This is a genomic window from Streptomyces sp. NBC_01537, from assembly GCF_045040445.1.
Classification (GTDB): Bacteria; Actinomycetota; Actinomycetes; order Streptomycetales; family Streptomycetaceae; genus Actinacidiphila.
The window spans coordinates 231,821-244,513 of sequence record NZ_CP109392.1 but is presented as its reverse complement, the minus strand read 5'-3'; the positions used below and the strand labels follow the sequence as shown (position 1 = coordinate 244,513).

The window sequence follows — 12,693 nt, the reverse complement described above, 5'->3', positions numbered from 1 at the left end:
CGAACGAGGACTGTAGACCTAACTCGTTAAAGGTCAAGCGTTCCCGACCCTTGACAGGTCTGCTGCCCGGTTCACATCATCTTGGGCATCACCCCTGAACTAACACGAGTTAGGCCCGTTGATGACTGACTCGCACCTCCCCCGCCGCACGCTACTGCGGTACGGCGCATACGGGGCCGGAGCAGCCGCCCTGGCCGCGACCGCCGCGAGCTGGGACCGGCTCACGGGAGCCGACATCCCCGGCCGTGACGACGGCTCCCTCGTCGTCGCCACCCTCGGCTCCGCCTTCGACCCGGCCACCGTCGACGCCCTCACCAAGGGCTTCCACCGGCTCCACCCCGACATCCCGCTGCGGGTGAACGCCGTGCAGGCCGTCGACTGGTCGGATTTCTTCGCGAAGATCCTCACCCAGATCGCCGCGGGCACCGCCCCCGACCTGGTGTATGTGGCCACCGAGGGCGTGCAGTTGTTCGCCCGGCGGCTCGGCGTGCCCCTGGACCGCTGGGTGCGGCGGGACGCGGCGGAGTTACGTGAGTACTTCGCCGACGTCCACCCCTCGCTGGTGGAGTCGATGATGTACGAGGGGAACCTCTACCAGCTGCCGATGGAGTTCAACGCCGCCGACATGTACCTCAACAAGCAGGTGCTGAAACGGGCAGGCGCGGGTTTCCCGGCGGCCGACTGGAGCCGCGACGACTTCACCGCGCTGCTGCGGGAGATGAAACGTGCCGGCGATGCGCACTTCACGCCGTACTTCTGGACCAACCGGCTGTGGGGCGGCGTGGTGCCCTGGCTCTTCGCGGGCGGCACGAACCTGCTGAAGGAGTCGAAGGCGCCCGGCGGCTCCTGGCTGTGGGACACCTTCTACCCGGCCGCCGACCGGCAGGGGCGCGGCGGGGGCTTCCGCTGGACGACCCCGCAGGCCACCGCCGACCGGGTCGAGGAGGCGTACGACTATCTCGCTTCCCTCGTCCAGGAGAACCTGTGCACCCGGCCCGAGGGCGGCAACGGCAGCAATCTGGTCGGCGTGTTCTCCACCGGCCGCGTCGGCGTCACACCGGCGGGCGGCTTCTGGGCGGGCGGCCTGCATCTGGCCGGCATGCGGGCCGCCGACTACGACGTGCAGTACTTCCCGCGCTGGCGTACCCAGCGCCACCAGTTCGGCGCGGCGGGCTACGCGCTGCTGCGCACCTCGAAGAAGCAGGAAGCCGCCTGGGAGTTCATCAAATACGCGGCCCGCAAGGACACCATGACCCGGCTGTTCCAGAGCAACCAGACCACCCCGGCCCGGCGTTCGATGCTGAACGCCGCACGCTACGCCGCGAGCGGCCCGGCACACTGGCAGGTCTTCTACGACACCCTCGACCGGTTCCCCGACACCGGCCCGATCCCCGCGCCGCCGCAGGTCGCCGAGGTGACCGACGTCCTGCTCAAGTACACCGGCACCGCGCTGGCCTCGCCGCGTGCGGTGGGTCCCGCGCTGCGCCGGATGCAGGGCGCTCTGGAGCAGGCCATGGAGCGTGAGGTATGACGAACACCCAGGTCCCGGCCGTACGTCCGCGGCCCGCCACGCCACCCGCCGTCGCCGTGCGGCCGTCTGTCCGCGACCGCGGCGCCCGGCTGCTGGCCGCGCTGTTCCTGGCGCCCACGGTCGTCGGCATCGTCGTCTTCACGGTCGTGCCGATCATCGGGTCCATCGTGCTGAGCCTGTTCCACTGGAACGTGATCGACCCGCCCCGTTTCGCCGGCGGCGCCAACTACCGCACGACCTTCACGGACTCGACCGTCCTGGTCTCCTTCCGCAACACGCTCCTCTTCATGGTCCTCGCGGTCGCGCTGCAACTGCTGATCGCGCTGGCGCTGGCGCTCGCGCTGAACGGGCGGATGCCGGTGTGGCTGCGGTCGGTGTTCCGTTCGGCGTTCTTCTTCCCGCTGGTGCTGTCCGCCGCTTCGATCTCGGTGGTGATGAAGTACCTGTTCAACCAGGACTTCGGGGTGGTGAACTGGCTGATCGGCCTGGTCGGCGTCGCGCCCGTGCCCTGGCTGACCTCGGAGCACGCGGCGATGGCCACGGTGATCCTGGTCTACGTCTGGCAGCAGTTCGGTTTCTCGTTCCTGCTGTTCGTCGGCGGTCTGAACAACATCCCCAAGGAGATCCACGAGGCCGCCGCTCTCGACGGCGCGACCGGCCTGCGCAAGCACCTCGGCATCACGCTGCCGCTGCTGTCGCCGACGCTGCTCGTCGCGTCGGTGATGGGCATCATCAACGCCCTGCAGGTCTTCGAACAGCCCTACGTCCTCACCGACGGCGGACCCGGCGACGCCACCCGCACCGTGGTGATGGTGATCTACGAGAGGGCTTTCGAGCAGCTCGACTTCGGCGAGGCATCCGCGGTGGGCGTGCTGCTCTTCGTGCTGATCATGGCGGTCACCGCCCTCCAGTTCCGGCTCAGCCGGCGTTTCGTCCACTACCAGTGAGCCGGTGAGCCGCATGAGCCAAGCAACCCCGACCCTGAGTCGCGTACGTCACTCACTCACCCCCTGGGCCCGGATCGCCGGACTGACCGTGTGCGCCCTGCTGACGCTGGGCCCGGTCATCTGGACCGTCGCCACCTCACTGCGCACTCCGGCCCAGTCCTTCGACCTGCCCCCGCAGATCATCCCGACGCACCCGACGACCGCGGCCTACCGCGGGGTCTTCCAGCAGATCGACGTGTGGCTGCTCGCCCTGAACTCCACGCTGGTGACGGCACTGATCGCCGTCGGCCAGATGATCACGGCGGGCCTGGCCGGATACGCCTTCGCGCGCCTGGAGTTCCGTCTCAAGAAGCCCCTCTTCGGCCTGGTCCTGGCGACCATGATGGTGCCGTTGCAGGTCACCATCGTGCCGGTATTCCTGGTGCTGAAGTCGATGGGCCTCACCGACACGCTCCTCGGCCTGATCATCCCGGCCTTCCCGACGGCCTTCGGCACTTTCCTGATGCGCCAGTACTTCCTCGGTATGCCGAAGGACCTGGGCGAGGCGGCCATGCTGGACGGCGCGGGGCACTGGCGGATCTTCCGCTCGGTGTACGCGCCGCTGGCCACACCCGGCCTGGCGATCGTCGGCGTGCTGGCCTTCAACTACCACTGGAACGAGTTCTTCCGCCCGCTGATCCTGGAGACCTCCAGCCAGAACTACACGCTTCCGCTGGGTCTGGTCTCCCTGCAGGGCAACCTCGGCACCGGGTCGATCTCAGTGGTCCTGGCCGGGGTCGTGCTCTCGATGCTCCCCGCCCTCGCCGTGTTCGTCGTCGGCCAGCGCCCTCTGCGCGAGGGCATCACCTCGGCAGGAGTCAACCGGTGAGCCACGACCCCCACGCACCCCGGTTCCGGATCAGTCCGGCCGCGGGCTGGATCAACGACCCCAACGGCCCGTTCCGTTGGCGCGGCCGCCGGCACCTCTTCTACCAGTACAACCCGCACGCCCCGGTCCACGCCGACATCCACTGGGGCCACGCCTCCAGCCGCGACCTCGTCCACTGGGAACACCACCCGGTCGCCCTCACGCCGACGCCGGGCGGCCCCGACGAGGCCGGCTGCTGGTCGGGCTGCGTGATCGACGACAACGGCACACCGACCGCCGTATACACGGGAGTCGACCGTGCCCACGCCGGACTCGGCACCATCTGCCTGGCGCGGGCGGCGGACCCGGACGACGAGCGGCTGACCGAGTGGAAGCCGCTGCCGACGCCGGTGGTGGCAGGGCCGCCGCCGGGACTGGACGTGGTGATGTTCCGCGACCCGTTCGTCTTCCGCTGCGCGGACAGGCGCTGGGCCCTCGTCGGGGCCGGGCACGCCGACGGCACGCCGTCGGTCCTGCTCTACGACTGCGACGACCTGACCGACTGGCGGTTCGCCGGTGTGCTGCTGGACGGCAAGGACCCGGTGGCCGTGGGCGTGTTCGGCGACAAGTCGGTGGGCTGGGAGTGCCCGCACCTGTACCGGACAGCAGGCGGCGACCACGTGCTTCTGGTGTCCCTGTGGGACGGAGATCCCTGCTCCACCGGATACCTGACCGGCCGTCTGCACGCCGATGGCCAGCGCGCGTTGAGGTTTGTGCCGCGCGCCGGCGGCCGGCTCGACCAGGGGCGGGACTTCTACGCTCCCGCCGTGCTCCAGGAGCCGGACCGCGCACTGCTGTGGGGCTGGTCGTGGGAGGCCCGCCCGCAAGAGGAGATGCACCGGGCCGGATGGGCAGGCGTACTCACCGCGCCACGGGTCGTCGACATCCACCCCGACGGTTCGCTGCGGGTGAGTCCGGCCCCGGAACTCGACTTGCTGCGCCCGGCCGAGCCGTTCGTCACCGCGCCGGGCCGGGTTCCGCTTCCACACACGTACGACCTGACGGTCACCGCATGTGAACCGACCACGGTAAGCCTGCTCCGGGGCGCGGCGGGCCGGGAACTGACTGTCCGGGCGGACCCTGCCTCGGGGACCGTCGTCCTCGACCGCAGCGCCTGGCCCCGGACCGGCAGGGAAGGCTCCGCCCCGATCACCGTGCACGTGCCGAAGGGGCCGGAACTCGCGCTCCGGCTGCTCGTCGACGGCTCGCTCCTCGAACTCTTCGTCGCGGAACGGGCCATGGTCACCGAGCGCGTCTACCGGCGCCCCGGCGACATCGCCGAGCTGGTCGTCGACGGGCCGGGTGCCCGGGTCACCGGGTGGGCGCCGGACCCACGGAGGCGCGGCTGACCACAGGGCAGGCCAGGCGCCGGACGGTCGCGGGCGGCGTACGGCCGGCTTCGATGGCGTCCAGGAGCAGCCGGGCCGCCGCCTCGCCCATCGCCCGGTGCGGCAGCGCGACCGAGGTGAGCGGCGGTGTGAGGAACGCGGCCATGTGCTCCTGGTCGTCGTAACCGACCACAGACAGATCGGCGGGCACGTCGATCCCGAGCCGGGTCGCGGCGTGCAGGACACCCGCCGCGACCCGGTCGTTGTAGCACAGGACGCCAGTGGGGCGACGGACCGGCTCCACCCCGTCGAGCAGGCGCAGCGCCCCCGCGTATCCCGCGGAGATCTCCCCGCCGCTGCGCACGATCCACTCCTCGGGCACGGTGACGCCCTCGGCGCGCAGCGCTTCCCGGAAGCCGCGGGTACGTTCCACCGAGGCGATGTCGTCCAGACCGCCGATCACGGCGAGCCGGCGGTGGCCCGCACCGAGCAGCAGCCGGGCCGCGGTACGGCCACCGGCGCGCTCGGCAGGGACCACGGCCGGCAGGGAGTCGTCCTCGGGCAGGCAGTTGGCCAGCACGGAGTGGGTGCGGTGCAGGCCCTCGGGGACGCGGACCCGGCGCAGTGACATGGCCGCGTAGATGATGCCGTCCACGCGCCGGTCGAGCAGTTCCGCGACGGCCGCGTCCTCCTTGACCGGGTCACCGCCGGAGTCGACGGTAAGGACGAGATGGTCCCTGTCCCAGGCGGTCTCCATGGCGCCGCGCAGCAGCCGACCGGCGAACGGCGAGGACGCGATCTCATCGGTGACCAGCCCGATCACGGCCGTACGGCGACGGCGCAGACCGCGGGCCACCGGGTCGGGGCGGTAGCCCAGCCGGGCCGCGGCCTGCCGGATGCGTTCCTGGGTGGCGGGCGAGAGGTTGCCCTCGGCTCGGCCGTTGAACACGAAGGACACCGCGGTGTGCGACACGCCGGCGAGCCGGGCGACGTCCCGTGACGTCGGGCGCCCGGTGCCCGTGCTCCTGCTCTCCTCGGCACCGCCCACGCCGTCCGCCGCCCTCGCCCAGCCCGTCCCTGTCGATCACCGTCCACCCTATCCGCGGGGAGCGCCACGGCACACGGGAGATCCTCAGGGCGCCGCGGCGTGGGCGTCCGATTTGATCACCGGATTCCCCGGAGGGCGGGGACCGCTTCGGACTGGGCGTAAGCACGTCATCCGCCGGCGATGCTGACCCACCGGCCCGGTGGAGGGTAGCGCGGGCCAGACCGCGCAAGCCGCTCACGACGACCGGGCTGTGGTGGCGGACCTGACCGGCGCCCTCGCTGAAGGTGACGTCCTTGATCCGGTGGACGGTGTTCTCGATGACCCAGTGCGCGCGTGCCCGGGCCGCGATCTTCTTCGCGGTGGCCTGCTCGGCGCGCAGACCCGTGACAGCGTAGGCGGTCTCGGCCTGCCGCTCTTTCTCGCCGATGCGGCGGCGCTTGCGGCGGATGCGCACCACTTGGCGTGCATGCAGGAAGCGCAGTCTGCTGACGGTGACGATCTTGACTTCGCGGATCTCTTCCCAGCCCTCCCGCGTTCGCGGGAACAGTCCAGCAGCGACAATGTCCGCTGCCGCGCATCCAGGCCGACACGGAGGCCGACCGGCATCGGCAGATTCGGGGCGGCATGTCCGAACTCGACGTTACCCAGGACTGGGATGTCACGGTCGGCGAGGACGTCGAGGACGATCTCGCGGAGGGTCGGGGACGCGTCAGGCTCCCCGAGCCCGTCGATCGCGTACGGTACGCCCACGACCATGCCGGAGATCCGATCGAGGATGCCACAGTGCCGCAGCACCTGTAGGTAGCTCCACACATACGATGCCTGGCCGCCCGTCTCCTCCCAGAACAGCACCGCGCCGTCGAACCATTCGAGCGGAAGCGCGTAAGGCGTCGCCTGCGCCAGCACGATGCGGTTGATCACCCCGCCGATCAGCCGGCCTTCGGTGCGACCGGCACGCCAGCACTCCCACGACGGGGTGGCCGGCAGTGCACCGATCGGCTCTGTACCGGTCAGCAGCTTCGAGTAGAGCTTCTCCAGCACCGTTTGGCGCGCTGCGGGCGCGGCCTGCCAGTGGCCGCCGAGTCCAGGGGTGGCCAAGTCGGCATGGAAGCCGACCAGACCCGTGCGCGCATAGAGCACCAGGTGCAGCAGCGAGATGTCGCTGTAGCCGAGGATCGGCTTGGGGTCGGCAGTGATCGCCTCGATGTCGATCAGGTCGAGGTAACCGAGCACCGTCTGGCCGCCGTCATGCGCGATGATCGCGCGCACTTCCGGATCACGCAGCAGTCCATTGAACTCCTCGGCGATCTCCGCCGGCCGAGCCGCGCTCCACCAACGGTGCCGCCCTGCTTCGAGGAGCGGCGCCCGACGCACACGGAATCCCATCCGCTCGAGCACGACCGTCATTCGGATCGCGGTTCGGAGTACACTGGTGAGGCATTCGGGAAGCTGTGTCGCAGGTGGGGCGTGGTGCAGTCGATGGGGTGTGTCGGATCGGCGCTGGACAACGCCGCCGCGGAGTCGTTCCGCTCAGTCCTCAAGGTCGAGTACATCCACCGGCACGTCTTCGCCACCCGTGCGGAGGCCAGGCCGAAGATCGGCACCTGGATCGCCGACTTCTACAACACGCGCCGGCGGCACAGCGCCGCCGGCGGGAAACCTCCTGCCGAGTTCGAGCAAGCCGCGTAACCAAAGTCTCTACGTTTTCGGGGGATTGACACCCTCGACCCCATGGAGGGCACCGGATGAACCCACCGGAACGAAACCCAGCGGCGGGCACGGACCCGCTGGGCGCACCATCGTGCCCGAAACACCACCCACCTGTGGTTATTTACACGTCGGAGTCGAGCTCAGCGAGGCACCGGCTTCGAAGGCGGGCAGCGGTTCTGCGGTCCTCGGAGCCAGCGCGCGGATGGAGGGGGTGGCGACCATGGCGAGGGTGGCGAGGAGAATGAGCGCGGCGGCCGCGTAGAGGGTGGCATGGAGGCCGAGGAGGAGTACGGCGGGTCCGGCGGCGAACTGGGCGAGCGGGAGCGCGAGGTAGGAGCCGAGGTCGTCGTAGGCGTAGACGCGGGCAAGGCGGTCCTGGGGGATCTGCTCGTTGAGGGTCGAGTACCAGGCGACGCCGGCCTGCTCGACTCCCACTCCCGCCACGAAGTTGGCCACGACCAGCACCCAGGTGTACGGGGCGAGCGCGAGCAGCAGCGGGGTCATCGCCGTCAGGCCCATCAGCGCGCAGCCGACCAGGATCGCGCGCCGGGGCCGCCAGCTCAGCGACAGTACGCCGCCGGCGACCGCGCCGAGCGAGCCCGCGGCGACGGCCAGGCCCCAGCCGGTGCGGCCGATCCCGGTGGTGTCGGCGACGGCCGGGCCGAGGACGGTGAACGAGGCGGTGATGCCGGCGTTGAGGAAGCAGAAGGCCACCACGATCACCCACACCCAGGTGCGGGAGGTGAACTCCTGCCAGCCGACGCGCAGTTCATGCACCAGGCCGGGGCTGGGCGCGGGCGGCGCGACCGGGACGCGGACCAGTGCGAAGGACGCGGCGGCGAGCGCAAAGCTGAGCGCGTCGACGGCCAGGCCCCAGCCGGGGCCGACCGCGGCGACCAGTACGCCGCCCAGCGAGGCGCCCACGATCATCGCGCTGCTGCCCGCGATCCGGGAGAGCGCGAGGGCGGCGCGGCGGGACTCGGCCGGCACGGCCTGGGGCAGCAGGGCCTGGGCGGCGGGCTGGTAGCAGGAACTTGACGCCCCGTTGACCGCGGCGAGCACCATGAGCAGGGGGATGGCGGCGCTGTCGGTGAGGACCAGGGCGGCGACCACCGCCTGGCTCGCGGCGCTGGCCACGCTGCTGCCAACCAGCAGCGGGCCGCGCGGCAGCCGGTCCGCCAACACCCCGCCGTACAGCAGGAAGAGGATGCTGGTGAGGGAGTGGGCGCCGACCACCAACCCGAGCGAGCCGACCGAGCCAGTGGCGTCGAGCACGGCGAAGGCCAGGGCGATCGGCGCCACCCCGTTGCCGAGCAGGTTGGCCGTCGTACCGATGAAGAGGTGACGGAACGGGCGGTGGCGCAGAGGCGCCAGGGCGGCAGACACGCGCCTGATCGTCGGAGGTGGGCGGCGCGCCCGTCAACGGGTTTTAGGACTGGCACCGGGCCAGGTGTGCGGCTGCCCACTCATTGAGCTTCTTCAGAGTGGCCACTGACCGGGTGACGGACTGTCCTAAAGATTGTGTATGACCCGGTGTGACCCGGATGGCATGAGGTGTGACCTCTGCCGGGAAGGATCACGCATGGGGATCAAGGACGAGCGCCCCCGCAAGAGCGCGAACATCGTACGGACGGGGGCGGAGTTGGCGAGAGCGGCCCAGCTGGACCGGGATCTGGCCGAGCAGTTGATCGAGCGGGCCCGCCGCGAGGGGGTGAATCTGGTCGGCGAGGGCGGGCTGCTGTCCGGGCTGGTGAAACTGGTTCTGGAGGGCGCGCTGGAGGCTGAGATGACTGAGCATCTCGGCTACGAGAAGGGCGATGCGGCCGGTGCCGGATCGGGCAACTCCCGCAATGGAACGTCCCGCAAGACGGTGCTGACGGACGTGGGGCCGGTGGAGCTGGACATTCCCCGGGACCGGGCCGGGTCCTTCACCCCGGCCGTGGTGCCCAAGCACACGCGGCGGGTGCAGGGCTTCGACGCGGCGATTCTGTCGCTGTATGCCAAGGGGCTGACGACCGGGGAGATCCAGGCCCACTTGGCGGAGATCTACGACGTGGACGTCTCCCGGGACCTGATCTCGAGGGCCACCGACAAGGTCAGCGAGGAGCTGGACGCCTGGCGCAATCGTCCGCTGGACTCCGTGTACGCGGTCGTCATGATCGACGCCATCGTGGTGAAGATCCGCGACGGCGCCGTTGCCAACCGCCCGGTCTACGTCGCCGTCGGGATCAACCTCGACGGCGAGCGGGATGTGCTGGGGATGTGGGTCGGCACTGGCGGTGAGGGCGCCAAGACCTGGATGACCTGGCTGGCAGAGCTGAAGAACCGCGGCGTCCAGGACGTCCTGATCGCCTGCTGCGACGGGTTGAAAGGCCTGCCGGAGTCCATCGGCAACATCTGGCCCATGGCCGACATCCAGCTCTGCGTCGTCCACATGGTCCGCGCCAGCCTGAAATACGCATCCACCAAGCACTGGGCCCAGATCGCCAAGGAACTGCGCACCGTCTACACCGCCCCGACCGCCGACGCCGCCGACGCCGCCGAGGCGAGGTTCGCCGAGTTCGAGGACGTCTGGGGCGCCAAATACCCGGCCCTGATCGCGGTCTGGCGGCGCAGCTGGGAGCACTTCGTGATGTTCCTGCGGTTCCCGCCCGAGATCAGAAAGATCGTCTACACGACCAACATGATCGAGTCGCTGAACTCCCGGTTCCGCCAGGCCACCCGCCGGCGCGGCCACTTCCCCGACGAGAACTCGGCCTGAAGGTGCTCTACCTGGTCATCCGTGACCGGCAGCCCAACCGGCCCAACGCCACCGGCAGAACCCGCAACTGGAAGGAAGCCATCAACACCCTCGCCGGCTACTACGGCGACCGCGTCACCGACCACCAGTAAGACAGCCGAGCACCGGGCTTACACAAAGAAAAAGACACTCCCGGTCGTGGATGATCACGCGTCGTGGGGCGTGGAGATCTGACGAACGGCCAGTGGGCCCGGCTGGAGCCGTTGTTGCCGGCGGGCAAGAAGCCGGGCCGGCCGCAGACGTGGACGCGGCGGCAGTTGATCGACGGCATACGGTGGCGGACCAGGGCTGGTGCGCCGTGGCGCGACGTGCCGGAGCGGTACGGGCCGTGGGAACGGGCCTACGACCTGTTCCGGCGCTGGCTGCGCGACGGCACCTGGAAGCAGATCTTCGTACAGCTGCAGGCCGAGGCCGACGCGAAGGGGCTGATCACCTGGGACGTCAGCGTGGACTCCACGATCGCGCGGGCCCACCAGCATGCTGCCGGAGCCCGTAAAAAGGGGCCGAGCAGAAGGAGCCTCCCGGCGGCGTCGACACCGAGCCCGACGACCATGGCCTGGGGCGCTCGCGCGGCGGTCTGACCACGAAGCTGCACTTGGCGGTTGAGCAGGGGCAGAAGCCGTTGTCGCTGCTGGTCACGGCAGGCCAACGGCACGACAGCCCGCAGTTCCAGCCGGTCCTGGAGGCCATCCGGGTGCCCCGCCTCGGCCTGGGCCGGCCGCGCACCCGGCCGGACAAGGTCCGCGCTGACAAGGCGTACGGGTCACGCGCGAACCGCGCCTACCTGCGCAGGCGTGGCGTCCGCTGCACGATCCCGGAGAAAGCCGACCAGGTCCGCAACCGTAAGAAGCGTGGCTCCCGCGGCGGCCGGCCGCCGAAGTTCGACAAGGCCGACTACAAGGAGCGCCACGCGGTGGAGTGCGGGATCAATCGCCTCAAGCGCCACCGGGCCGTGGCTACGAGATACGACAAGCTCGCCGTCCGATACGAGGCAACCGTGCTGGTCGCAGCCATCAACGAGTGGCTGTGACCCCTCACACGGCACGCTCCATGCACACCAGTTGATCCCGTTCCTCCCACGATTCGGCGACGGTGAAACCGAGCCGCTCGTACAGGGCGATGGCACCTTCCCGCCACTTCCACACGGACAGTCGTACCGTGCTGACACCGCTTTCCGTGGAGTGCGCAAGCGCGGCGCTGACCAGGCCGGACGCGATGCCCCGGCTCCGGAATGCAGGGTCTGTCCAAAGCCTCTTGACCTCTGACCGCCCGCCGACGGGGGCGGTCACCACCAGGCAGCCCACGGCCGTGTCGCCGCTCAGAGCCATCAGCACGACATCGTCGGCGAACGCGGCCCGCGGGTCCAAGATTTCTCCCCGGTAGCGGTCCGGCAACCTCTCCACATCGACAACGGCCTCGCCCTTCTCGGCCTCCGTCCGCAGATGGTAGGCCGCCAACAACTCGGCCAACCGATCCACGGAAGGGCCCTGACCTGGCCAGCGGACGATGACAACCTCGCGTTGATCAGTCATTGGGCCAGCATCACACGACCCGTACCAGACACCGAACGAGCCCCTTGATCCACTTTCGCAACACGCCCTAGTGCTGTGACCGGGAAGGTTCACCGGGTGGGATGTGTCTCCTGGTGGCTGGTCATGGAGGATCTGCGGTATGGGCGAAATTGGATTTTCGTTGCGGGCAGCCACCGGTGACGATGCGGAGTTCCTCGTGGACATGCTGGTGGCTGCTGTGAACTGGGACCCTGCTCGGGAGGCGGCCGGCCGTGATCAGGTTCTCGTGGACCGTCGGACAGCGCACTATGTCGAGGGGTGGCCCCAGCCGGGTGATCTCGGAGTGGTTGCGGTCGACACAGGTGGACACCCGGTCGGCGCGGTGTGGCTGCGCCTGTTCAGTGCTGCCGATCCCGGCTACGGCTTCGTGGCCGCGGACGTTCCGGAACTGTCGCTGGGAGTCGTCCCGTCGTGGCGGGGCAAGGGAGTGGGACACGCCTTGCTGACCGAGATGGCCAGGCGAGCGGCCGGAAGCGGCTTCACCCGGATCTGTCTGAGCGTCGAGCGGGCGAATCGGGCACGTCGTCTGTATGTCGACGAAGGTTTCACGACCGTGGAATCGGGGCCGGACTCCGACACCATGGTCAAGGTTGTCTCCCGGCAGTGATGCAGGGGGTCATGCCGCCTCGGCCATGGGCTTGCCACCCAGCGTCTGCCCTTCTCGCTGTGGACGCGGGCACGTTCGCGGCGTTGGGCGGCCAGCGCATCCGGGTGTCGGGCGTTCGCGTTGCGCTGCACGCGCCCGGTTCCCCACCACGCAGACAATGATCAAGGATCACGGGGTCGGCGCATCACGCCAACCATGCACGGCTCGCTCGTGCGCGTCTCCCTGGACCAGGTCCAGTCCTACC

10 protein-coding genes and 4 pseudogenes are annotated in these 12,693 nt (G+C 69.8%); 8 read left to right on the top strand and 6 right to left on the bottom strand.

Annotated features, from left to right (window positions below):
- Window positions 1–121 precede the first annotated feature (121 nt).
- The 4 genes from OG607_RS01270 to OG607_RS01255 are packed head-to-tail and all read left to right on the top strand — an operon-like array spanning window position 122 to window position 4,734.
- Window positions 122–1,531: an extracellular solute-binding protein gene (locus OG607_RS01270; RefSeq protein WP_405717580.1), complete on the top strand. Its 1,410-nt coding sequence runs from the start codon at window positions 122–124 to the stop codon at window positions 1,529–1,531.
- Entirely contained in the window at window positions 1,528–2,478 is a 951-nt protein-coding gene (locus OG607_RS01265) for a carbohydrate ABC transporter permease (RefSeq protein WP_405717578.1), read from the top strand. Before OG607_RS01270 ends, OG607_RS01265 begins: the two co-directional genes overlap by 4 nt.
- A 13-nt stretch (window positions 2,479–2,491) precedes the next feature.
- Complete coding sequence (locus OG607_RS01260; RefSeq protein WP_405717575.1) at window positions 2,492–3,346, top strand: carbohydrate ABC transporter permease; 855 nt, start codon at window positions 2,492–2,494, stop codon at window positions 3,344–3,346.
- Window positions 3,343–4,734 carry a glycoside hydrolase family 32 protein gene (locus tag OG607_RS01255; RefSeq protein ID WP_405717573.1) on the top strand — a complete coding sequence of 464 codons (1,392 nt, stop codon included), beginning with the start codon at window positions 3,343–3,345 and terminating at the stop codon, window positions 4,732–4,734. The genes OG607_RS01260 and OG607_RS01255 overlap by 4 nt, the downstream gene beginning before the upstream one ends.
- Here the strand turns inward: OG607_RS01255 and OG607_RS01250 are convergent.
- From OG607_RS01250 to OG607_RS01240, 3 genes and pseudogenes are all read right to left on the bottom strand, one after another.
- The gene (locus OG607_RS01250; protein WP_405717570.1) at window positions 4,697–5,761 is read right to left on the bottom strand and encodes a LacI family DNA-binding transcriptional regulator; all 1,065 of its coding nucleotides are present in this window, start codon (window positions 5,759–5,761) and stop codon (window positions 4,697–4,699) included. The genes OG607_RS01255 and OG607_RS01250 overlap by 38 nt on opposite strands.
- Before the next feature lie 331 nt (window positions 5,762–6,092).
- Window positions 6,093–6,215, bottom strand: a pseudogene (locus OG607_RS01245) (hypothetical protein); the annotation flags it as partial.
- Window positions 6,216–6,355: 140 nt separating this feature from the next.
- Window positions 6,356–7,147, bottom strand: a pseudogene (locus OG607_RS01240) (LD-carboxypeptidase); the annotation flags it as partial.
- An 81-nt stretch (window positions 7,148–7,228) separates the two neighbouring features.
- On the opposite strand from OG607_RS01240, the gene OG607_RS01235 reads away from it, so the two are divergent.
- Window positions 7,229–7,450 carry an integrase core domain-containing protein gene (locus tag OG607_RS01235; RefSeq protein WP_405717567.1) on the top strand — a complete coding sequence of 74 codons (222 nt, stop codon included), beginning with the start codon at window positions 7,229–7,231 and terminating at the stop codon, window positions 7,448–7,450.
- Window positions 7,451–7,588: 138 nt separating this feature from the next.
- On the opposite strand, the gene OG607_RS01230 is transcribed toward OG607_RS01235, so the two are convergent.
- Window positions 7,589–8,857, bottom strand: coding sequence for an MFS transporter (locus tag OG607_RS01230; protein WP_405717564.1), 1,269 nt, complete (start codon window positions 8,855–8,857; stop codon window positions 7,589–7,591).
- 196 nt (window positions 8,858–9,053) lie between these two features.
- Between OG607_RS01230 and OG607_RS01225 the strand changes: the two are divergent.
- Window positions 9,054–10,363: pseudogene (locus OG607_RS01225) on the top strand (IS256 family transposase).
- 63 nt (window positions 10,364–10,426) lie between these two features.
- Window positions 10,427–11,301, top strand: a protein-coding gene (locus OG607_RS01220; protein ID WP_405717562.1) for an IS5 family transposase whose coding sequence is annotated in 2 segments (ribosomal slippage) — window positions 10,427–10,816 and window positions 10,819–11,301 — 873 coding nt in all. Because the reading frame shifts where the segments join, the coding sequence is not laid out codon by codon here.
- A 4-nt stretch (window positions 11,302–11,305) separates the two neighbouring features.
- Here the strand turns inward: OG607_RS01220 and OG607_RS01215 are convergent.
- On the bottom strand, window positions 11,306–11,803 hold the full coding sequence (locus OG607_RS01215; RefSeq protein WP_405717560.1) for a GNAT family N-acetyltransferase: 498 nt from the start codon (window positions 11,801–11,803) through the stop codon (window positions 11,306–11,308).
- A gap of 139 nt (window positions 11,804–11,942) precedes the next feature.
- Here OG607_RS01215 and OG607_RS01210 point away from each other — a divergent pair, with 139 nt between their 5' ends.
- Window positions 11,943–12,449 (top strand): GNAT family N-acetyltransferase, encoded by a 507-nt coding sequence (locus OG607_RS01210; protein ID WP_405717557.1) that lies wholly within the window; start codon window positions 11,943–11,945, stop codon window positions 12,447–12,449.
- A gap of 38 nt (window positions 12,450–12,487) precedes the next feature.
- Here OG607_RS01210 and OG607_RS01205 read toward each other — a convergent pair.
- Window positions 12,488–12,574, bottom strand: a pseudogene (locus OG607_RS01205) (IS630 family transposase); the annotation flags it as partial.
- Between the last annotated feature and the right edge of the window lie 119 nt (window positions 12,575–12,693).